General features: G+C 65.3%; 20 protein-coding genes. 12 read left to right on the forward strand and 8 right to left on the reverse strand.

The genetic code is table 11. The features are described from left to right. Positions 1-98 precede the first annotated feature (98 nt). Complete coding sequence (locus tag CFB49_RS19805; protein ID WP_089492095.1) at positions 99-1,517, forward strand: MFS transporter; 1,419 nt, start codon at positions 99-101, stop codon at positions 1,515-1,517. A gap of 64 nt (positions 1,518-1,581) precedes the next feature. On the opposite strand, the gene CFB49_RS19810 is transcribed toward CFB49_RS19805, so the two are convergent. Continuing rightward, on the reverse strand, positions 1,582-3,315 hold the full coding sequence (locus CFB49_RS19810) for a S53 family peptidase (RefSeq protein WP_089492096.1): 1,734 nt from the start codon (positions 3,313-3,315) through the stop codon (positions 1,582-1,584). Between the two features lie 644 nt (positions 3,316-3,959). Here CFB49_RS19810 and CFB49_RS19820 point away from each other — a divergent pair. The 3 genes from CFB49_RS19820 to CFB49_RS19830 are packed head-to-tail and all read left to right on the forward strand — an operon-like array spanning position 3,960 to position 5,142. Further along, complete coding sequence (locus CFB49_RS19820; RefSeq protein WP_089492097.1) at positions 3,960-4,283, forward strand: ArsR/SmtB family transcription factor; 324 nt, start codon at positions 3,960-3,962, stop codon at positions 4,281-4,283. Next, a complete protein-coding gene (locus CFB49_RS19825) occupies positions 4,283-4,714 on the forward strand; it encodes an SRPBCC family protein (RefSeq protein WP_089492098.1) in 432 nt (143 codons plus the stop codon). The genes CFB49_RS19820 and CFB49_RS19825 overlap by 1 nt, the downstream gene beginning before the upstream one ends. Next, entirely contained in the window at positions 4,711-5,142 is a 432-nt protein-coding gene (locus CFB49_RS19830) for a DUF1801 domain-containing protein (RefSeq protein ID WP_069618475.1), read from the forward strand. Before CFB49_RS19825 ends, CFB49_RS19830 begins: the two co-directional genes overlap by 4 nt. A gap of 104 nt (positions 5,143-5,246) precedes the next feature. Here the strand turns inward: CFB49_RS19830 and acnA are convergent, their stop codons facing one another. The 5 genes from acnA to CFB49_RS19855 all read right to left on the reverse strand — a co-directional run bounded on the left by acnA (position 5,247) and on the right by CFB49_RS19855 (position 12,401). Continuing rightward, the gene (gene acnA / locus CFB49_RS19835; protein ID WP_089492099.1) at positions 5,247-7,964 is read right to left on the reverse strand and encodes an aconitate hydratase AcnA; all 2,718 of its coding nucleotides are present in this window, start codon (positions 7,962-7,964) and stop codon (positions 5,247-5,249) included. 52 nt (positions 7,965-8,016) lie between these two features. Further along, positions 8,017-9,468, reverse strand: a complete 1,452-nt coding sequence (locus CFB49_RS19840; protein WP_089492100.1) for a bifunctional 2-methylcitrate dehydratase/aconitate hydratase — start codon at positions 9,466-9,468, stop codon at positions 8,017-8,019. Between the two features lie 22 nt (positions 9,469-9,490). Next, complete coding sequence (locus tag CFB49_RS19845) at positions 9,491-10,006, reverse strand: hypothetical protein (RefSeq protein WP_050011294.1); 516 nt, start codon at positions 10,004-10,006, stop codon at positions 9,491-9,493. Between the two features lie 230 nt (positions 10,007-10,236). Further along, positions 10,237-11,244 carry an HpcH/HpaI aldolase/citrate lyase family protein gene (locus CFB49_RS19850; protein ID WP_089492101.1) on the reverse strand — a complete coding sequence of 336 codons (1,008 nt, stop codon included), beginning with the start codon at positions 11,242-11,244 and terminating at the stop codon, positions 10,237-10,239. 170 nt (positions 11,245-11,414) lie between these two features. Beyond that, positions 11,415-12,401, reverse strand: a complete 987-nt coding sequence (locus CFB49_RS19855; protein WP_006479357.1) for a malate dehydrogenase — start codon at positions 12,399-12,401, stop codon at positions 11,415-11,417. 288 nt (positions 12,402-12,689) lie between these two features. On the opposite strand from CFB49_RS19855, the gene CFB49_RS19860 reads away from it, so the two are divergent. The 7 genes from CFB49_RS19860 (at position 12,690) to gltA (ending at position 18,621) form a co-directional block, all read left to right on the forward strand. Next, positions 12,690-13,514, forward strand: coding sequence for a GntR family transcriptional regulator (locus tag CFB49_RS19860; RefSeq protein WP_006479356.1), 825 nt, complete (start codon positions 12,690-12,692; stop codon positions 13,512-13,514). Between the two features lie 168 nt (positions 13,515-13,682). After that, complete coding sequence (gene sdhC / locus CFB49_RS19865) at positions 13,683-14,099, forward strand: succinate dehydrogenase, cytochrome b556 subunit (RefSeq protein ID WP_059582807.1); 417 nt, start codon at positions 13,683-13,685, stop codon at positions 14,097-14,099. Positions 14,100-14,103: 4 nt separating this feature from the next. Next, complete coding sequence (gene sdhD / locus CFB49_RS19870; RefSeq protein ID WP_006487767.1) at positions 14,104-14,472, forward strand: succinate dehydrogenase, hydrophobic membrane anchor protein; 369 nt, start codon at positions 14,104-14,106, stop codon at positions 14,470-14,472. 3 nt (positions 14,473-14,475) lie between these two features. Beyond that, positions 14,476-16,251: a succinate dehydrogenase flavoprotein subunit gene (sdhA, locus tag CFB49_RS19875; protein WP_069618471.1), complete on the forward strand. Its 1,776-nt coding sequence runs from the start codon at positions 14,476-14,478 to the stop codon at positions 16,249-16,251. 21 nt (positions 16,252-16,272) lie between these two features. After that, positions 16,273-16,974 carry a succinate dehydrogenase iron-sulfur subunit gene (locus CFB49_RS19880; protein ID WP_006479352.1) on the forward strand — a complete coding sequence of 234 codons (702 nt, stop codon included), beginning with the start codon at positions 16,273-16,275 and terminating at the stop codon, positions 16,972-16,974. A 6-nt stretch (positions 16,975-16,980) separates the two neighbouring features. Then, a complete protein-coding gene (locus CFB49_RS19885; protein WP_050011290.1) occupies positions 16,981-17,253 on the forward strand; it encodes an FAD assembly factor SdhE in 273 nt (90 codons plus the stop codon). A gap of 66 nt (positions 17,254-17,319) precedes the next feature. Beyond that, positions 17,320-18,621, forward strand: a complete 1,302-nt coding sequence (gene gltA, locus CFB49_RS19890) for a citrate synthase (RefSeq protein WP_027782607.1) — start codon at positions 17,320-17,322, stop codon at positions 18,619-18,621. Positions 18,622-18,905: 284 nt separating this feature from the next. Here the strand turns inward: gltA and CFB49_RS35825 are convergent, their stop codons facing one another. Both CFB49_RS35825 and CFB49_RS19895 read right to left on the reverse strand, forming a co-directional pair. Then, entirely contained in the window at positions 18,906-19,655 is a 750-nt protein-coding gene (locus CFB49_RS35825) for a hypothetical protein (RefSeq protein ID WP_143328614.1), read from the reverse strand. Between the two features lie 574 nt (positions 19,656-20,229). Then, positions 20,230-21,195, reverse strand: a complete 966-nt coding sequence (locus tag CFB49_RS19895) for a helix-turn-helix domain-containing protein (RefSeq protein ID WP_089492102.1) — start codon at positions 21,193-21,195, stop codon at positions 20,230-20,232. A 71-nt stretch (positions 21,196-21,266) separates the two neighbouring features. Between CFB49_RS19895 and CFB49_RS19900 the strand changes: the two genes are divergently transcribed. After that, on the forward strand, positions 21,267-21,656 hold the full coding sequence (locus tag CFB49_RS19900; RefSeq protein ID WP_089492103.1) for a VOC family protein: 390 nt from the start codon (positions 21,267-21,269) through the stop codon (positions 21,654-21,656). Positions 21,657-21,729: the final 73 nt, after the last annotated feature.

Raw genomic sequence — 21,729 nt, forward strand, 5'->3', positions numbered from 1 at the left:
GGTCGCGGTGCCGCGCACTCCATCGCTGCTGCACGGAGCATCCGGTGCCGCGCCGCTCAATCCGCGGCGCCACGCGTCGCTCGTCAGCCGAGCCCATCTTGTCCGAATTCGCTTCCCCCGCCGGCGCGCGCGAGCCGGCCGTCAACTGGCGCGCGATGTCCGCCGTGCTGCTGGCCGTCGCGCTCGCGACGCTCGACACCGCGATCGCGAACACCGCGCTGCCCGCCATCGCGACCGACCTGCATGCGTCGCCGGCCGCGTCCGTATGGATCATCAACGCGTACCAGCTCGCGATGGTCGCGACGCTGCTGCCGTTCGCGTCGCTCGGCGACATCGTCGGCCACAAGCGCGTGTATGTCGCCGGGCTGGCGGTGTTCACGCTGGCGTCGCTCGGATGTTCGCTCGCGGCGACGCTGCCGATGCTGACGGCCGCGCGCATCGTGCAGGGCTTCGGCGCGAGCGCGATCATGAGCGTCAACGTCGCGCTGATCCGCGGCCTGTTTCCCGCGCACCGGCTCGGGCGCGGCGTCGGCTTCAACGCGCTCGTCGTCGGTGTGTCGTTCGCGGTGGGGCCGACGATCGCGTCGCTGATCCTGTCGGTGGCCGCGTGGCCGTGGCTGTTCGCGGTGAACGTGCCGCTCGGCGTGTTCGCGCTTGCGGTGGCGATTCCGTCGCTGCCGCAGACGGCGCGCGGCAAGCATGCGTTCGATCCGGTGGCCGCGCTGTTCAACGTGATCACGTTCGCGTCGCTGATTTTCGCGCTCGGCGAATTCGCGCAGCGCGGGCCGCTGTCGGTCGTGTTCGCGGCGGCCGCGGTGGCATTCGCATTCGGCTGGCTGCTGATCCGCCGCCAGGCCGGGCATCCGGCGCCGATGCTGCCGGTCGACCTGTTCCGCCGGCCCGTGTTCACGCTGTCCGCGCTGACTGCCGTGTGCGCGTTCGCCGCGCAGGGGCTCGCGTTCGTGTCGCTGCCGTTCTATTTCGAAACTGTCCTGCATCGCAACGCGGTCGAGACGGGATTCCTGATGACGCCGTGGTCGGCGATCGTCGCGCTCGCCGCGCCGATCGCGGGGCGGCTGTCGGATCGTTACCCGCCCGGATTGCTCGGCGCGATCGGCCTGGCGTTGCTGAGTGCGGGCATGGTGTCGCTTGCCACGCTGCCGGCGTCGCCGGACGTCGTCGACATCGGCTGGCGGATGATGCTGTGCGGCGCGGGCTTCGGCTTCTTCCAGTCGCCGAACCTGAAGGCGCTGATGTCGAGCGCGCCGCCCGAGCGCAGCGGCGGCGCGAGCGGGATCATCGCGACCGCGCGGCTGATCGGTCAGGCGACGGGCGCGGCGCTGGTGGCGCTGTCGTTCGGGATCGCGGGCCGCCACGGGCCGACGCTTGCGTTGATGCTCGGTGCGGGTTTCGCGGGCGCGGCGAGCGTCGCGAGCGGGCTGCGGCTGTTCGCGCCGTCGCATCGGGCCGGCGCGCCGGTCGTGTCGGAACGCGTGGAGGAACCGGCGACGGAGTAGCGTGCGGGACGATCACAACCGGCGCGCGGCAAGCCATCGCCGCGCGCCGGTCTTCATGCATCGCTCAGAACCCGCCCGACTTGATCAGCTGGTTGAGGTTCGCGATGTTCAGGCTGCCGAAGCCGGTCGTCAGATCCCAGCCGGTGCCGGCCTTGTAGCCATACCCCTGGTAGCCGTTGTTGCCCGACACGACGTCATAGCGCACGAGCGACGGATGCGACGGAATGTCCGCATAGAAATTGGCGGCCGGGAAGCCGAGGCCCGTGCCGTTCGCCGCGAGCAGGCGTGCCCAGAAGCCCGTGAAGATCGGCGCGGCGAGGCTCGTGCCGCCGATCTGTTGCAACTGGCCGTAGTTGTAGATGTACGCGCCCGTGCTTTGCGCGGCATCGAACGCGACGTCCGGCAACTGGCGATTGCTGCCCGATTGCCACGACGGCGCGGGCAGGATCGTGCTGACACCGCCGCCCGTCGCCCACAGCTTGCCGTTCGAATCGAGCCCTTCGTTCCACACCGTCTCGTTCGAGAACGCGCCGGACGACGTCGTGTAGAGCGTCGTGCCGCCGATCGCGAGCACGTGCGGCGACGAAGCCGGCCACGACACCGTGTAGTTCGAGCCGTCCGGATAGCCGCGGTTGTTGCACTCGTACACGCCTTCGTCGCCCGACGATACCGAGAACGTCTGGCCTTGCGCGGCTGCCGTCGTGAAGATCTGCTCCTCGGCGTCGAGCGTGCCGTCCGCGTCCGCATCGGTTTCGCACCAGCCGAGCGACACGTTGATCACCTTCGCGGTGTTGTCCGACACCGCGCGGTTGAACGCCTGCGTGAGGCCCGTGTTGCCGGCGGCGTTGAGATCCGCCATGTAGAACACGAGCTTGCCGACCTGGCCGCCGGCCGAGCCCACGATCGACTGGCTGTCGAGATCCCATTCGCCCTGGCCGTCCTGATCGTCGCTGTAGCTGCCGCCCGTGCCGTTGGTCTTGACGGTCTGAGTGGTGACCGTGCCGTAGCCGTTGCTCGACGTGAACTGCTTCAGGTCCTGCAGCGTTTGCGACACACCGCCGATCGTGATGATGCCGACGGTCACGCCGGCCGCGGTCGGCACGCCCGTCGCGTTGTAGAGGCCCGGAAATTCCTTCGGATAGTGGCCCGTCGCCGTACCGGCCGCGAGCGCCTGCGGCTTCGCCACGTTGCCGATGCGCAGCATCGGCCGCGCCCGCGCGACACTTTGCAGCCCGAGCACCGAGCCGACCACGTCGCCGAGCGCGCGCGGCACTTGCGCGGTCGACGTATTGGCGAAGCCCGAACGGCCCGCGTACTCGAAGTGCACGAGCGACGTGTTGAACGCGGCCTTCACCGTGCCGGCCGTGCCGCTGGCGGAGACCAGCAGCCGGTTCGGCGCGACCTCGACATTCGTGAAGCCGCTCTTGTGCAGATAATCGACGACCGACTTCACCTGCGCGTCGGTCGGCGCGTAGTTCGCGAGGAACTGCTCGTGCGTCAGGTACTGGCGGTAATGCGCGCTGCCGGGCCGGTTCACGTCGCGCGCCAGTTGCTTGAGTTGCGCGGCGTTGCGCAGCCTCAGGCTGACGACGACGTTGGTCGTTTCACCGGCTGCCAGTTCTAGCGACGGCGCCACACTGCGCGCCATCAACTGCGGGCCGGTCAGAAAGGCCTTCGTATGAGTATCGACCCAATCCGTTGCCGCGTGCGCCGCTGCGGCGGCGAACACGAGCGGTGCCACGCACGCGAGGCGGCGGGGCGACGGAAGGGGAAGGGCAAACCAGGCGTTCCTTTTCATCGGGAGTCCTTTTTAGGAGAGGCGACGTTACTGGAACCCCCGGCCCTTGTGGGGCCGCGAGCGGTGACGAGCGTAGGGCGTCGGTGCCGTTCGGGTAGCTGCCATTTTCCATAGCTGTCAGTTCTGACAACGGAAGGCATGACTGCATGCACGGCGTCGGACGCGCCGGCAATGGCGGAGCCGATGCGCGGAACCGGTTCGCGGTACGACGGCGCGGCAACGCGCGTCGCTCACACGCACGACTCGTTCGTTGCGGCAGCGGAATGTGCGCGGTCGTGGAGGGAAAGGGCGCGCGGATGCATGGCGTTTGCGTGTCAATGGCAACACGCCGTATCGCACTATGTGGTCATTGGAAGCGACTCGTCAGGAACGGTTGCGCGCATGCACAACAACGGGGCCGGGGGAGCTCGGACGTTTCCCGAACTGTGGAACAGCGCATCGGCCAGTCTTGCAGGCCGCTTTCGGATCGCGCGGCGGCATCGCGGATTAGAGGAAATGCTCGAATCGGGCGTCGACGAGAGCCGGTGCGACGCACGCGCCGGTCGTTCGGGATCGGGCCACGTCATTCATGAAATCCCGCCTTGACGCGGGCCGATCAGCGCATATCCTTCAATCCATAACCATAAGGTTATGGATTGAAGGATATGCAAAACGCTCAGGACACGCTTTTCCGGACACTCGCCGACCCCACGCGCCGTGCGCTTTTCGAGCGGCTCTGCGCGGAGGGCGAGCTGACGGTTGCCGCGCTGACCGCCCATGCGGGCGTGTCGCAGCCGGCGGTATCGAAGCATTTGGGCGTACTGAAGCAGGCCGGGCTCGTGAACGACCGTCACGAAGGCCGGCAGACGCACTACAGCGCGCAGCCGCAGGCGCTGGCCCCGCTGATCGACTGGACGAGCCAGATGGCGAGCTTCTGGCAAAGCCGGTTCGATGCCCTCGAAGATCTGCTCAAAAGGATGGATCAGTAATGAACCAAGCCACTACCGAAACGCGCTCCGTCGTCGTCGACCGCGAGCTGCCGCATCCGCCGGAGAAGATCTGGCGTGCGCTCACGCAACCGCACCTGATCGAGGCGTGGCTGATGAAGAGCGACTTCGAGCCCGTCGCGGGCCATGCATTCACCTTTCGCGCGGACTGGGGCTCGGTCGACTGCACGGTCCTCGCGATCGAGCCGCACCGTACGCTGTCCTATACGTGGGCGGCCCACGGCCTCGAAAGCGTCGTCACGTGGACGCTCACGCCGACGCCGGCTGGCACGCACCTGCGCATGGAGCAGGTCGGCTTCCGCCCCGACCAGGAGCAGGCGTACCGCGGCGCGCAGTATGGCTGGGTACGGTTCTTCGAGTCGCTCGAACAGGTGTTGTCGCGTCCTGACACGCAAACGGAGGCCCGCGCATGAGTGCAACGGAGCTGCAACCGTCCGAGCGCATCGACGCACTGATCGCCGGCATCACCGACTGGCGCCGCAAGACGTTCGCCGAGCTTCGCCAGACGATCCTCGCGGCCGACGAAGGCATCGTCGAGGAATGGAAGTGGATGGGCAGCCCCGTGTGGTCGTGCGACGGGATGATCGCGGTTGCGAATGCGCACAAGGGCAAGGTGAAGCTGACGTTCATGCACGGTGCGAAACTGCCCGATCCCGACCAGTTGTTCAACGATGGTCTCGAAGGCAATGCGCGGCGCGCGATCGATTTCTTCGAAGGCGACAACATCGACAAGCGGGCGTTGAAGCACCTCGTGCGCGCGGCGATCGAATACAACCGCACGCATCTGAAGAAGAACGCACGAGGGGCCGCCGCGAAGGCGCGCGGCGACAAGGCGGCGTAAGGCCGCATCAAGCGCAGGCGAAAAAAAGCCCGACACGAGGTCGGGCATCCAAATCGGCCGCAACCGCCCGCGAGGCGGCTGCGGCACCTGCAAAAGCCGCGCGCTTACGCTGCGAGCAGCGAGCGCAGCACGAACGGCAGGATCCCGCCGTGCTTGTAGTAGTCGACTTCGATCGGCGTATCGATGCGCAGCAACACCGGCACGCGCTGCGTTTCGCCGTTCTTGCGGTGAATCACGAGCGTGACGTCCTGCTGCGGCTTGAAGTCGTCGCCGAGGCCTTCGATGTCGTACGTCTCTTCACCGGTGATGCCGAGCGACTGGACGCTGTCCGAGCCCTTGAACTGCAGCGGCAGCACGCCCATGCCGACCAAGTTCGAGCGGTGGATCCGCTCGAAGCTGCGTGCGATCACGGCCTTCACGCCGAGCAGCTGCGTGCCCTTCGCGGCCCAGTCGCGCGACGAGCCCGTGCCGTATTCTTCGCCCGCGAACACGACGGTCGGCGTGCCGGCGGCCACGTACTGCATCGCTGCATCGTAGATCGACTGCTGTTCGCCGCTCGGCTGGTGGATCGTCAGGCCGCCTTCGACGCGCGTGCCGTCCGCCTTCGCCGGGATCATCAGGTTCTTGATCCGGACGTTCGCGAACGTGCCGCGCATCATCACGTCGTGGTTGCCGCGGCGCGAGCCGTAGCTGTTGAAGTCGGCCTTCTGCACGCCGTTTTCCTTCAGCCACTTGCCTGCCGGCGAGTCTTCCTTGATCGAGCCTGCCGGGCTGATGTGGTCGGTCGTGACCGAATCGCCGAAGATGCCCAGTGCGCGCGCGCCCTTGACCGTCGGGATCGACGCGGCCGGTTCCATCGAGAAGTCGTTGCCGAAGAACGGCGGCTCGGCGATGTAGGTCGACTTCGGCCAGTCGTAGACCTCGCCCGTCTCGCCTTCGATCTTGCTCCAGAGGTCGCCCTTCTTGGTCAGCTTCGAGTAGTTGTCCTCGAACTTCTTCGGATCGAGCGCGAACTTGAGCAGCGCGTGGATCTCTTCGCTGGTCGGCCAGATGTCGCCGAGGTAGATGTCGCGGCCGCCCTTGCCCTTGCCGACCGGCTCGGTCATCAGGTCGCGCGTGATGTTGCCGGCGATCGCGTACGCGACGACGAGCGGCGGCGACGCGAGGAAGTTCGCGCGGATGTTCGGGTGGATACGCGCTTCGAAGTTACGGTTGCCCGACAGCACGGCCGCCGCGACGATGTCGTTCTTCGTGATCGCTTCGTTCAGCTCCGGCGTCAGGTCGCCCGCGTTGCCGATACAGGTCGTGCAGCCGTACGCCGCGACTTCGAAGCCGAGCTTCGACAGGTAGGGCAGCAGGCCCGTCTTCGTCAGGTACTCGGTGACGATGCGCGATCCCGGCGCGAGCGAGGTCTTGATCTTCGGATCGACCGTGAGGCCGGCCTCGACCGCCTTCTTCGCGAGCAGGCCGGCGGCCAGCAGCACGCTCGGGTTCGACGTGTTCGTGCACGACGTGATCGCGGCGATCAGGATGTCGCCGTTCTTCACGTCGACGCCGTTGCTCGTCGTGTATTGCACGTTCAGGTCTTCCGCCTTCTTCGCGAAGCCGTTTTCCGCGACCGGCTTCGAGAACAGGTCGGTGAACGTCGACTTGACGTTGCCGATCTCGATCCGGTCCTGCGGGCGCTTCGGGCCGGCCAGCGACGGCGCGACCGTCGTCAGATCCAGCGTCACGACCTTCGTGTAGTCGATGTCGCCGGCCTTCGGGATGCCGAACAGGTTCTGCGCCTTGAAGTAGTTTTCGAACGCGGCGATTTCGGCCTTCGTGCGGCCCGTGCCTTCGAAGTAGTCGATCGTCTTTTCGTCGACCGGGAAGAAGCCCATCGTCGCGCCGTATTCCGGCGCCATGTTGCCGATCGTCGCGCGGTCCGGCAGCGACAGCGAGCGCGTGCCTTCGCCGAAGAATTCGACGAACTTGCCGACGACCTTCTCCTTGCGCAGCATTTCGGTGATCGTCAGCACCAGGTCGGTGGCCGTCACGCCTTCGCGCAGCTTGCCTTTCAGCTCGACGCCGACGACGTCCGGCGTCAGGAAGTACACCGGCTGGCCGAGCATGCCGGCTTCGGCCTCGATGCCGCCCACGCCCCAGCCGACCACGCCGATGCCGTTGATCATCGTCGTGTGGCTGTCCGTACCCACGAGGGTGTCCGGGTAGTACACGGTGTCGGCGCCGTCGGTCTTCTTGTGGACGCCGCGCGCCAGATACTCGAGGTTCACCTGGTGGACGATGCCCACGCCCGGCGGCACGACCTTGAACGTGTCGAACGCCTGCATGCCCCACTTCATGAACTGGTAGCGCTCGTTGTTGCGCTGGAATTCCAGCTTCATGTTCAGGTCGAGCGCGTCCTTCTGGCGGAAGTAGTCGATCTGGACCGAGTGGTCGACGACGAGATCGACCGGGACCAGCGGTTCGATCTTCTTCGGGTTCTTGCCCGTGCGCTCCGCGACGCCGCGCATGGCCGCGATGTCGGCGAGCAGCGGCACGCCCGTGAAATCCTGCAGCACGACGCGCGACACGACGAACGGGATCTCGTCGACGCGCTTCGCGGTCGGCTTCCAGTTCGCGAGCTGCTCGATGTGCTCCTCGGTGATCTTCTTGCCGTCGTAGTTGCGCAGCACGGACTCGAGCACGATGCGGATCGACACCGGCAGGCGTTCGATCTTCGTCTTCAGTTCCTTGCCGAGCTGCGGCAGCGAGTAGAACTTGCCTTTGCCGGAACCGCTGTCGAATTCCTTGAGGGTCTTGTGGAGATTGTGGGCCATGGTGATTTTCCTGGGTTTAAGGCTAGGAAACTACGTGTCCTGTATCTGACGGCTATATCACATACAAGTCGACGTACTCATCGACCGGCATCGCTTCGAGCTTTGCCTGGTCCAGCGACACGTCGAGAATCGCTTGTTGCTGCTTGGCCGGGAAGCGGCGGGCGAGGTTGGTCCTGAACTTCTCGACCAGGAGCGGGACGCCTTCGGCCCGGCGCCGCCGATGGCCGAGCGGATACTCGACCGCCACTTCGGCAAGCTTCGATCCGTCCTTGAACTCGATCGTCAGCGCATTCGCGATCGATCGCTTGTCCGGATCGTGGTAATCCTTCGTGAACTGCGGATCCTCGACGCACACGGTTTTCGCGCGCAGCGCGTCGATGCGCGGGTCCGCGGCGGCCGCGTCTTCGTAGTCGGCCGCGGTCAGCCGGCCGAACAGCAGCGGCACGGCAACCATGTACTGGATGCAGTGGTCGCGGTCGGCCGGATTGGCGAGCGGGCCCTGCTTGTCGATGATGCGGAGCGCGGCCGCGTGCGTGCGGATCGTGATCCGGCCGATGTCGTCGGTCGTGCGGCCCGCCGCGGCGAGCTGCGCGTGCAGTTGCAGCGCGGCCTCGGCGGCCGTCTGCGCATGGAATTCGGCGGGGAACGCGATCTTGAACAGCACGTTTTCCATCACGTACGTGCCGTACGGGCGCTGGAAGCGGAACGGCTTGCCGTCGAACAGCACGTCGTAGAAGCCCCAGGTCCTGGCGGTGAGCGCCGACGGATAGCCCATTTCACCCGTCTTCGCGATCAGCGCGAGGCGCACCGCGCGGGACGTCGCGTCGCCGGCCGCCCAGGATTTGCGCGAACCGGTGTTCGGCGCATGGCGGTAGGTCCGCAGTGCGTGGCCGTCGACGAACGCGTTGGACACCGCGTTGATCAGCTCGTCGCGCGTGAGCCCGAGCAGGCGCCCGACGACGGCCGTCGACGCGACCTTCACGAGCAGCACGTGGTCGAGCCCGACCGCGTTGAACGCATTCTCGAGGGCGAGGCAGCCCTGGATCTCGTGGGCCTGGATCATCCCGACCAGCACGTCGCGCATCGCGAGCGGCTTGCGGCCGGCCGCGCGGGCCGTGCGGGAGAGCCAGTCGGCTGTCGCCAGGATTCCGCCGAGGTTGTCGGACGGATGACCCCATTCGGCGGCGAGCCAGGTGTCGTTGAAGTCCAGCCAGCGGATCATCGCGCCGATGTCGAAAGCGGCCTGGACGGGATCGAGCTGGAAGGACGTGCCGGGCACCTTCGCGCCGTTCGGCACGATCGTGCCGGGCACGACGGGGCCGAGCAGCTTGGTGCAGGCAGGGTAGGACAGCGCCTCGAGTCCGCATCCGAGCGTGTCGATCAGGCAATGACGCGCCGTCTCCAGCGCGAGCGCGCTGTCGATGCCGGTGTTCAGCACGTAGTCGACGATGTCGACGAGTACCGAATCCGGCGCGGGGCGGACGTTGGAGACCGGGGCGGACATCGAGGGGCCGGGGGGAACGCGCTTAGTTCGTTGCCGGCTTCAGCTCGTTCGACTGCGTCGGTGCTGCCGTGCCTTGCGCCATTTCCGGCGTCACGCATTCGTCCGCGAGGCGCTCGCCGCCGTTGGCGTCGGAGAACAGCATCGCCTTGGTCGGGATCACGACCAGCTTGAAGCCTGCGGCCGGATCGTAGAACGTGTCGGCGCCCGTCGTCGTGGCTTGACGCGGCAGCTTGTAGTTCTTCTTCGCCCAGTGAACCGTGACGACCTGGTCGCGCTTCATGTCGCCGGCGAGGTCGAACGACAGACCTTCCTTACAGGACCACTTGACCGCGCCGTCCGGTACCGGATCGACCTTGGCGGCCGCGCGTGCCTGCGCCTTCTTGCTGCGCGGGATGATGCGCTTGGCCGGCGCCGGGCGCTTGGCCGTGGCCTTCTTCGCGGTCGTGGTGGCCGTACCCTGGGCAAACGCGCTCGGAGCCGACACCAGCATCGTGGCGGACAAGGCGCCGATGGCGGTAGCGATCAGGAGTTTCTTCATGGAGTCAGAACCTTTCGATAATCAGTTGACAAGGGCCGGCAATCGAAACTGCCGGCCGGTTTGAAACTGCACGCGCCCCGAAAGCGCGCAGCGGCCGCTATTTTCACCTATTTGGCCGCGCATATATCAGGTTTTCGGGCTCCGTTACGTTTTTTGTCGTTTCGCAAACGTCTGTCCGGTTTGCGAAACGTCGAATGCATGGACCGCGTGTATCGACGGGCGGCGCGTGCTTACAGCGCGACGCCCGCGGCGGGCCGGTCGAACAGCGGTGCGGCCTCGTCCGGTACGGGCTGGCCGGTGGCCCGCGCACGGCGCAGCACCGACCAGTAATAACGATAACTCGCGCGATCGTGCAGCGTATCACCGTGGCGCGTCGGGCCCCAGTCGGCGGCCTGCGCGGCCAGCAGGATCTCGGCGGCCAGCGTGACTTCGTCGATGCGCGGCGCGAACGCGTCGACGATCGGGCGGATCTGCGCCGGGTGGATGCTCCACATCCGCGTGAACGCGAATTCGTCGCGCGCGCGGCGGGCGTCGCCGGCGACGACGGCCATGTCGCGTACTTCCGTGGTCACGTTGTGCGACGGCGTCTTGCCGTGCGCGTGACAGGCGGCGGCGATTTCGAGCTTCGCGCGGCGCACGAGCGGGTGATCGAACTGGCCGGGCGAGCGCATCGCGGAATCGGGAATCGCGCCGTGGTGCGCGGAGACGAAATCCATCAGCCCGAAGCTCAGCGTGCCGACCGTCGGCAGCGCGGAGAGGGCGGCCGCCTGCGCGAGCGCGCCGTGCGTCTCGATCAGCACGTCGACCGGGATCGGCTGCGCGATGCCGAGCTCGCGGCGCGTGCCTTCGATGAACGCGGTCATTTCGGCCGCGTCGGCGGCGCTCGCGATCTTCGGCAGCGTGATGTAGGCGGGGGCGCGCGATGCACGCAGCACGATGCGCACGTCGTCGCGCCAGTGCGGGTGGGAAAAGTCGTGGATGCGGACGCCGACGCGGCCGAAGCGGTTCTCGGCGCTGCCGAGCAGGTCGGCGACGAGCGCCGCGTGCGCGGCTTCCTGGCCGACGGCCGCGCCGTCCTCGCAGTCGAGCGTGAGGTCGAACACGGGACCCAGCTCGGCCTGCAGCACGAGCGACTTGCGCATCAGCTTCTCGCTGCCCGCGTAGTGATCGCAGCAGGGCAGGATCGCGGGCGGGGACGCCCCGTCGTACAGCACTTGTGCAGGAGTGAGCGCGGCCATCTCTTCTACGTCAGGGAAGCGGGTCAACGTGGCGGAAATCGGATTCGGGCAGGCTCTGGGCCGGTGCGCGGCGGCAAAACGTGCGCGAATCGGATCGGTCGGCAGGGCCGGCAGCATGCCGGCCCTGCCGAAGCCGGCGCCCGAAGGCTGCCCGGCTCGATGCGTGATGCTTAGTTCTTCAGCAGGTGGGCGACGCCGTCGCGCTCTTCGAGCAGCTCGGCCAGCGTGCCGTCCATCTTCTCGCGCGAGAACGCGTCGATTTCCAGGCCTTCGACGCGCTTGTATTCACCGTTTTCGCAGGTGACCGGCACGCCGTAGATGATGTCTTCGGGGATGCCGTACGAGCCGTCCGACGGGATGCCCATCGTGACCCACTTGCCGTTCGTGCCGAGCACCCAGTCACGCACGTGGTCGATCGCCGCGTTGGCTGCCGATGCGGCCGACGACAGGCCGCGCGCTTCGATGATCGCCGCGCCGCGCTTGCCGACGGTCGGGATGAACGTGTCGCGGTTCCACACGTCGTCGTTGATCAGCTTCAGCAGCGATTCGCCTTCGGCGGTCGCGAAGCGGAAGTCCGGGTACATCGTCGGCGAGTGGTTGCCCCACACGGCGAGCTTCTCGATCGACGCGACCGGCTTGCCCGACTTGGCGGCGAGCTGCGACAGCGCGCGATTGTGGTCGAGGCGCAGCATGGCCGTGAAGTTCTTCTTCGGCAGATCCGGCGCCGACTTCATCGCGATGTACGCGTTCGTGTTCGCCGGGTTGCCGACGACCAGCACCTTCACGTCGCGGCTCGCGACTTCGTTCAGCGCGGCGCCCTGAACCGTGAAGATTTCGGCGTTCGCCGACAGCAGGTCCTTGCGTTCCATGCCCTTCGAGCGCGGACGCGCACCGACCAGCAGCGCGACGTCTGCATCCTTGAATGCAACCTTCGGATCGTCGGTGATCACGACGCCTGCGAGCAGCGGGAACGCGCAATCGTCGAGTTCCATCACGACGCCCTTGACGGCGCCTTGGGCTTGCGGGAGGTCGAGCAGTTGCAGGATGACCGGCTGGTCCTTGCCGAGCAGGTCGCCGTTCGCGATGCGGAACAGCAGGGAGTAAGCGATTTGACCTGCGGCGCCGGTGACGGCAACGCGCTTTGCGGGCTTAGCCATTGAAAATCTCCAGGACGGGTGAAGCGTTGGACGCGAGCGAAAACGCCATTCTATGCGCGTTGTGCGTAGCGTTGCATTGAAGCAGGGCGGAGGACTCGCGATGGCAGACGCGGTGAACCTGGAGACGGCCGTGGCACGTAGCCGGGGACGCGCTGTTGCACCCGCGAACCCTTGCTCGACCGGGAGTGTAGGAGCCGTCACGCGCAAAGTCAAACGGTATCATATGTCTTATATAAGACAGATGTTTTGCGGAAATTGAGTGGACGAAAAAGTGCGGTTTGTGATGAAATGCGCGCCATGACATCGAACCAGGCGAACACCGCGAATCAGACCGGCGCAGGCGGCCCAGGGCAGCCGGGCGCGGGCGATCCCGCAGCCTCGCCCGCGGCCTCCGCGTCGCCGACGTTCAGCCCGTTATACCAGCAGATCAAGTCATTGATCACGCAAAGTCTCGAATCCGGCGAATGGAAGCCGGGCGAGATCATTCCCAGCGAAGTGGAGCTCGCGGCCCGCTACAAGGTCAGCCAGGGCACCGTGCGCAAGGCGATCGACGAGCTCGCCGCCGAAAACCTCGTGGTCCGGCGGCAGGGCAAGGGCACTTTTGTTGCAACGCACAACGAAGATCGCGCGCAATTCCGCTTTCTGCGTCTGCTGGCCGACGACGGCGCCGAGCACCCGCACGTGAGCCGCCTGCTCGAATGCCGGCGCCTGCGCGCGCCGGCCGAGATCGCGCGGCAGCTCGACCTGAAGCCCGCCGATCCGGTCGTGCAGGTGCGCCGCCTGCTGGAATTCGACAGCGAAGTGACGGTGCTCGACGAGATCTGGCTGCCGGGCGCGATGTTCCGCGGGCTGACGTTCGAGCGGCTGAGCGAGTACAAGGGGCCGCTCTACGCGATGTTCGAGACGGAGTTCGGGACGCGGATGATCCGCGCGACGGAGAAGATCCGCGCGGTCGCGGCGGATCCGGCGGTGGCCGACCTGCTGCACGTGCCGGCGGGCTTCCCGCTGCTGTCGGTCGAGCGCGTGTCCTATACATATGGGGACCGGCCGGTGGAAGTGCGTCGCGGCTGGTATGTCACAACCGGGTACTACTATCAGAATGACTTGAGCTGACGACGTTCGGCTCAGCCGCGTGCATTCGCGTTTCCCACGCTCGCGAAGCACGTTTCGGGCCGCCTTTGTTCGTGTTCGCGCAATTATCCAGAGCAGACTTTCGCTGCAGCGCGATATAAAAAGGCGCTAAAATCGCGGATTAGTGTGACAACATAGTAGGGGTCTAGCATGACTGACGCAGTAAGAAAGCCGAGGCCGGAATACCGGAACATCGGAATCGGCGACATCACGTTGAAATATCGCATGCCCTTGGCGGCGATATTGTCGATTCTCCACCGAGTCAGCGGCGCGCTGCTGTTCCTGTTCCTGCCGTTCCTGCTGTTCCTCTTCGACCAGAGCCTCACCTCCGAGCTCAGCTTCGAAGTCTTCAAGGCTTTCCTCTCCAACATCGTCGTCAAGCTGATCGTCCTCGCGTTGTCGTGGGCCTTCTTTCACCATTTCTGCGCCGGCATTCGCCACCTGCTGATGGACGTCAACCACGACGCCGTCTCGAAGGAAGGCGGCAAGCGGACGGCCGTCGTCGTCTTTGTCGTCTCGATCGCGCTGACGATCGCCATGGCACTCAAACTGTTCGGAGCATTCTAAGAAAATGGCAGCCAACAACCGAATCGGCTCGAAGCGCCTCGTCGTCGGCGCTCACTACGGCCTGCGCGACTGGCTCGCGCAGCGCGTCACCGCCACGATCATGGCGGTCTACACGGTCATTCTGCTCGTCCTGTTCTTCGGCGCGCACGATTTTTCGTACGAAGGCTGGGCATCGATCTTCGCCGCGCAATGGATGAAGCTCGCGACCTTCGTGATGCTGCTCTCCCTCTTCTACCACGCATGGGTCGGCGTGCGCGACATCTGGATGGACTACGTGAAGCCCGTCGGTGTGCGCCTGCTGCTGCAATCGCTGACCATCGTCTGGCTGCTCGCATGTGCGGGCTACGCCGCGCAGATTCTCTGGAGAGTGTAAAGAATGGCTGCAATCAAAACTTCCCTCCCGCGCCGCAAGTTTGACGTCGTGATCGTCGGCGCAGGCGGCTCCGGCTTGCGCGCAGCGCTGCAACTGTCGCGCGCGGGCCTGTCGGTCGGCGTGCTGTCGAAGGTGTTTCCGACGCGTTCGCACACGGTGGCCGCGCAAGGCGGTATCGGCGCGTCGCTCGGCAACATGAGCGAGGACAACTGGCACTTCCACTTCTACGACACGATCAAGGGCTCCGACTGGCTCGGCGACCAGGACGCGATCGAGTTCATGTGCCGTGAAGCGCCGAACGTCGTGTACGAACTCGAGCACTTCGGCATGCCGTTCGACCGCAACGCGGACGGCACGATCTACCAGCGCCCGTTCGGCGGCCACACCGCGAACTACGGCGAGAAGCCGGTCCAGCGCGCTTGCGCGGCCGCCGACCGTACCGGTCACGCGCTGCTGCACACGCTGTACCAGCAGAACGTCGAGGCGAAGACGCAGTTCTTCGTCGAATGGATGGCGCTCGACCTGATCCGCGACGCGGACGGCGACGTGCTCGGCGTGACGGCCCTCGAGATGGAGACGGGCGACGTCTACATCATGGAAGGCAAGACGACGCTGTTCGCGACGGGCGGCGCTGGCCGGATCTTCGCGGCGTCGACGAACGCGTTCATCAACACCGGCGACGGCCTCGGCATGGCGGCCCGCTCGGGCGTCGCACTGCAGGACATGGAGTTCTGGCAGTTCCACCCGACCGGCGTGGCCGGCGCGGGCGTGCTGATCACCGAAGGCGTGCGCGGCGAAGGCGGTATCCTGCGCAACGCGAACGGCGAGCGCTTCATGGAGCGCTACGCGCCGACGCTGAAGGATCTGGCGCCGCGCGATTTCGTGTCGCGTTCGATGGACCAGGAAATCAAGGAAGGTCGCGGCGTCGGTCCGAACAAGGATCACGTGCTGCTCGACCTGTCGCACATCGGCGCCGAGACGATCATGAAGCGTCTGCCGTCGATCCGCGAAATCGCGCTGAAGTTCGCGAACGTCGACGCGATCAAGGAACCGATCCCGGTCGTCCCGACGATCCACTACCAGATGGGCGGCATCCCGACCAACATCCACGGTCAGGTCGTTGGCACGTCGCGCGATCACAAGGAACCGATCAACGGTTTCTACGCAGTGGGCGAATGCTCGTGCGTGTCGGTGCACGGTGCGAACCGTCTCGGCACGAACTCGCTGCTGGACCTCGTGGTGTTCGGCCGTGCGGCCGGCAACCACATCGTTCAGCACGTGAAGAACCAGAAGGAACACAAGCCGCTGCCGGCCGATGCGGGCGAGTTCTCGCTGGCGCGCCTGAACAAGCTCGACAAGTCGAGCTCGGGCGAGTACACGCAGGACGTCGCGAACGACATCCGCGCGACGATGCAGAAGCACGCAGGCGTGTTCCGCACGTCGGCGCTGCTGAAGGAAGGCGTCGACCAGATGGCCGGCCTGAAGGCGCGCGTGGACAACATCCACCTGAAGGACAAGTCGAAGGTGTTCAACACCGCGCGCGTCGAAGCGCTCGAGCTGGAGAACCTGATCGAAGTGGCCCGCGCGACGATGGTGTCGGCGGAAGCGCGCAAGGAAAGCCGTGGCGCGCACGCGCACAGCGACTACGAACACCGCGACGACGACAACTGGCTGCGCCACACGCTGTGGTACAGCGAAGGCGATCGCCTCGACTACAAGCCGGTTCAAATGAAGCCGCTGACGGTCGAATCCGTGCCGCCGAAGCCGCGCACGTTCTAAGCCGAGTCAAAGGAATCCGAAATGGCAAAACGCATTTTTGAAGTCTACCGCTACGATCCGGACAAGGACGCAGCGCCGCGCATGCAGACGTACGAGCTCGAGATCCAGCATGAGCGCATGCTGCTCGACGCGCTGGTCAAGCTGAAGGCACTGGACGAGACGCTGTCGTTCCGCCGTTCGTGCCGCGAAGGCGTGTGCGGTTCGGACGCGATGAACATCAACGGCAAGAACGGTCTCGCGTGCCTGACGAACCTGAACGACCTGCCGCAGAAGATCGTGCTGCGTCCGCTGCCGGGCCTGCCCGTCGTGCGCGACCTGATCGTCGACATGACGCACTTCTTCAACCAGTACCACTCGATCAAGCCGTACCTGATCAACGACGCGCCGCCGCCGGAGAAGGAACGCCTCCAGTCGCCGGAAGAGCGCGACGAGCTCGACGGCGTGTACGAGTGCATTCTGTGCGCGAGCTGCTCGACGTCGTGCCCGAGCTTCTGGTGGAACCCGGACAAGTTCGTCGGCCCGGCCGGCCTGCTGCAGGCTTACCGCTTCATCGCGGACAGCCGCGATACGGCTACCGGCGAGCGTCTCGACAACCTGGAAGACCCGTACCGTCTGTTCCGTTGCCACACGATCATGAACTGCGTCGACGTTTGCCCGAAGGGCCTGAACCCGACGAAGGCGATCGGCAAGATCAAGGAACTGATGGTTCGCCGCGCGGTATAAAGCTCGATGAGCGACGATTCGCATCAATCCGACCCGCACCGCCGCGCGCGCCTTCGCTGGCGCGCGCGGCGGGGTCTGCTGGAGAACGACATCGTATTCGAGCGTTTCTTCAGCCGATACGAGCATGACCTCACCGATGCAGACGTAGGCGCGTTGTCGCGCCTGCTCGATCTGAGCGACAACGACCTGATGGACTTGCTCCTCGCGCGCAAGGAACCAGAGGGCGACCTAGACAGCCCGGAGATTCACCGGCTGTTGGAGATGCTGCGCAACGTGTAACGCCAAGGTGTAACACGCTGTGCCCGTTATCGAATCCCGTTTCTTTATTTCGATTGAGGATGTGCCATGACTCCGTCTGATGTTAAAGCCACGCTATCGTTCAGCGACAACTCGCCGAGCGTCGAACTGCCGATCTACAAGGGCACGATGGGCCCGGACGTAATCGACATCCGCAAGCTGTACGGCCAGACCGGCAAGTTCACGTACGACCCGGGCTTCATGTCGACGGCAGCTTGTAATTCGGCGATCACGTACATCGACGGCGACAAGGGCGAGCTGCTGTACCGCGGTTACCCGATCGACAACCTCGCGCAAAACGCCGACTTCCTCGAAAGCTGCTACCTGCTGCTGAAGGGCGAACTGCCGAACGCGGCGCAGAAGAAGGAGTTCGTCGACACCGTCACCAAGCACACGATGGTGCACGAGCAGATGCACTTCTTCTTCCGCGGCTTCCGTCGCGACGCGCACCCGATGGCGGTGCTGGTCGCGGCCGTCGGCGCGCTGTCGGCGTTCTATCACGACTCGCTCGACATCAACGACCCGCGTCACCGCGAAGTGTCGGCGATCCGCATGATCGCGAAGCTGCCGACGCTCGTCGCGATGGCATACAAGTTCAGCATCGGCCAGCCGTTCGTCTATCCGAAGAACGAACTGTCGTACAGCGCGAACTTCATGCACATGATGTTCTCGAACCCGTGCGAAGAGTACAAGGTCAACGACGTGCTCGTCCGCGCGCTCGACCGTATCCTGATCCTGCACGCCGATCACGAGCAGAACGCATCGACGTCGACGGTCCGCCTGGCCGGCTCGTCGGGCGCGAACCCGTTCGCGTGTATCGCCGCCGGTATCGCGTGTCTGTGGGGCCCGGCGCACGGCGGTGCGAACGAAGCCGCGCTGAACATGCTCGAGCAGATCGGTTCGCCGGACAACATCCCCGAATTCATCAAGCAGGTGAAGGACAAGAATTCGGGCGTGAAGCTGATGGGCTTCGGTCACCGCGTGTACAAGAACTACGACCCGCGTGCGAAACTGATGCGCGAAACGTGCTACGAAGTGCTGAACGAACTCGGCCTGCACGACGACCCGCTGTTCAAGCTCGCGATGCAGCTCGAGAAGATCGCGCTGGAAGACGAATACTTCGTGTCGCGCAAGCTGTACCCGAACGTCGACTTCTACTCGGGCATCGTTCAGCGCGCGCTGGGCATCCCGACGTCGATGTTCACATGTATCTTCGCAATGGCGCGTACGGTCGGCTGGATCGCGCAGTGGAACGAAATGATTGCGGATCCGGAGCAGAAGATCGGCCGTCCGCGTCAGCTGTTCATCGGCGACACGCCGCGCGAAGCGAAGCCGCTCAACGCACGTTAAACCGTGCGCGGCGCGAACGGCCGTCAGGCCGCTCGCGTCCGGCAATCGCCACGCCACGACACCCCGACGGGTCATCCCGCCGGGGTGTTTTCATTTGTGCGGCCGACGCTGGCGCGAGGTAAGCGCTCGATGCACACCGTCTGTTCATGAGCGTGCGACACGGGCAATCTGATTCCCATCAGAGGTGCAATGGAATTGACATCCTCCGCTGCCTTCGGGCAGGGAGGATGTCAACGCCATGCTTTACGCTCCCAACGTTCGTTGCCGATTCGCTAAAGGCGTTCTTACCATTCGCGCCGAATGCCGGTCTTTACGATGTGCGCGTCATAGTCGGCCTCGGAACTGAGCTGGGTTCTAAGGGCATTGTAATAGTCAGGAGCTTGAACACCATGGACCTGATGCTGGCTACCATTTGACGCCTGATAATATGGGTTCATTCCGGGTTGATCCGGCACGGCCACGGCCGGCGGATATACCGGCTGACGCGCGGCTAATTCCCGATCAACCTGACGAGCGGTGTGCGCATGCGATTGCGGGACGTAAACGCCACGAAACTCTGACGGCGGAATACTGCGACGGGTGTCTTCGTACGGGGATGCGTAGGCCGCTGGGGCACTGGCGTGCGCTGTCACCATAAAAGTACTCTGCATCCGATGGTAGGCCTGCGATTGCCCCTGCGGCGACAAACTTGTTGTTCGTTGATCCGTCGCCATCATCTTGAGAAGGTCCTCAGGCGTCATACCGGACTCCTTCGCGTACTCCTTCGCTGCCTCAAAATCTTGACGTTGTTGGGGACTCAACGAGCGAAGCACCTCTTCGGTTGATGGCGCGTGTGTTTCAGTATGCAGCGGGCCGTATCCATGGCGCTCGAGCGCGACGGACAGCGCCCCATGCGCAGGGTTTTCCACGGCCATGCGCGCGGCGCGCGCCCTCTGTTGAGGATCCGGGCTACCGTGTATCCGGGTAACATCGATATCGCTCCGCGCCACTTGACCGTCGTGTGATTGATTAAATGTAATGTGCTGATCTCGCATCTGGTCTTGAGAAAGGATACCGTGTCGCCTTACGCTGCCATAGGTGCCGGCAAACGCGGGATTAGTCGTCGTTGGCGCGGAAGATGGACGCCCGTTGAATGCCGGAGGCATCCCATGGATAGGAGGCTGCGTGTGAGAGGCGGGCCCGGTCCCCGACCCTGCCCCCGAGCCGGGCGCTGGGTACGGTTCATGAAAATCAGTCGTGTAAGCGCTGTTGCCGTACGTAACTCGAGACAAGTTGTTGCTGCTCGTCATGTGGTTTCTCCGGTTAACACAAGGTGTAGCGCCGATATTAATGATGTACGCCGACCCGGAAGCCTCACTCACGCGCAATAAAAGCATGAAACGCGAACCGGAGAACGCTTCAATCCGGAAGCGGTAATTGACCGGGAGGAGTGCAACTAAAGATTGCGCCTGTGAAGGCATTCTTCCGCATGCGCGATGAGCTGGGCCGGCGCGAGCAGAACCTCTGGCAGCAGATGCGCGCTGATCGCGCGCGAAGTCGAATCGAAGGTGCGGGCGCCATTTGGCTCGCACTCGTCGGGATCGAGGCCGTTCAGGCGTGCGGTGCCGATCAGGCGATACGTGATCCGGCGCGGCGCTCCAGCGACGGCGGCCGTGTGTCGAGCGCGGGCGCATCGTCGTCGGGCGCGTGGCCGTGCTGCTTGAAGAACTGCCGGTACGCGCCGGGCGTCATGCCGTGCGCGGCGAGGAACTGGCGGTTGAAGTTCGCGGCGTTCGCAATGCCGCAGCGCGCGGCCACCGTCGCGATCGGCCAGTCGGTGCCGACGAGATGGCGGCACGCGTGCGCGAGCCGCAGCCGTTGCACGTAGCGGCCGACGCTTTCGCCGAGATGACGCGCGAACAGCCGCTGCAGCGTGCGTTCGGACAGGTGCGCGACGGCCGCGAGCGCGTCGATGCGCAGCGGTTCGTGGAACTGCCGGTCGATCGCGTCGAGCACGCGGTCGAGGCGTTCGGCTTCGGGGGCGGCCGGGTCGGCGGGCGAGGCGGCGCCATCGGGCCGGTCGTACGCCTGCGCGGTGGCGAGCGGTTCGCCGCCGGCTTCCGCGAGGTCGGCAAGCGTATCGAGCGTCGCCGCGAGCCGCACGCGCGGCGATGGATCGAGCAACCGCGGCAGCCGCGCGCGCATCGCGCGGGCCGTCTCCACGTCGAAGCGCAGGCCGGGCGCCGCGCGCCGCAGCAGCGAGCGCAGCGGTGCGTATTCGGGGCAGCAGTCGGCCAGCCGCCGTACCCAGTCTCCGTCGAACCAGACGACGAGCGCGACCTCGGGCGCGTCGCGATCGATGCGCGCGTTCGACGACCACGTATGCGGCAGGTTCGGCGGCACGAGCACGAGATCGTCGTCCGCGTAGCGCGCGACGTGATCGCCGATGAAGCGCTGGCCGCGGCTGTTGAGCGTCAGCGTCAGTTCGTACTCGGGATGGCGATGCCACTCGAACGGAATGCGCGCGAGCTGACGGTGATACACGCGGATCGAACAGCCGGACGCGAACGTCACGTGCTCGTATTGCGGTTTCATCGCGGCCTCCGGTAGGGACGGGCAGCGCGTCGTGGCATGATCGTGAGCGATCGTCACCACGGAGCGATGCCATGTTTTCACATGTTTGCGTGGGCGTCGGCGATACGGCGCGCGCCTACGATTTCTACGCGCCGCTGTTCGCCGAACTCGGGCTGCGCGTCAAATTCCACGAACCGGACGGCTGGTCGGGCTGGATGCCCGCGGACACCGACCGGCCGCTGTTCTTCTTCGGCAAGCCGCTCGACGGACGCGCGTCCGAACCGGGGAACGGCCACACGATCGCGTTCGATGCGCCGACCCGCGCGCATGTCGATCGCTGCCATGCGCTCGCGCTTCAGCACGGCGGCGCCTGCGAAGGGCCGCCCGGCCTGCGGCCGCACTATCACCGCGACTACTATGGCGCGTATTTTCGCGACCCGGACGGCAACAAGCTGTGCGTGGTCTGTCATCGTCCCGAGTAACGCGCGGTTGTCAGGATTGTATCGATTGTTGGCTGGATAGTGTCGATGGCGACCGTGCGGCGGCCGTACGCTC

The sequence above is a fragment of the Burkholderia sp. AU17457 genome, from assembly GCF_002223255.1.
Classification (GTDB): Bacteria; Pseudomonadota; Gammaproteobacteria; order Burkholderiales; family Burkholderiaceae; genus Burkholderia; species Burkholderia sola.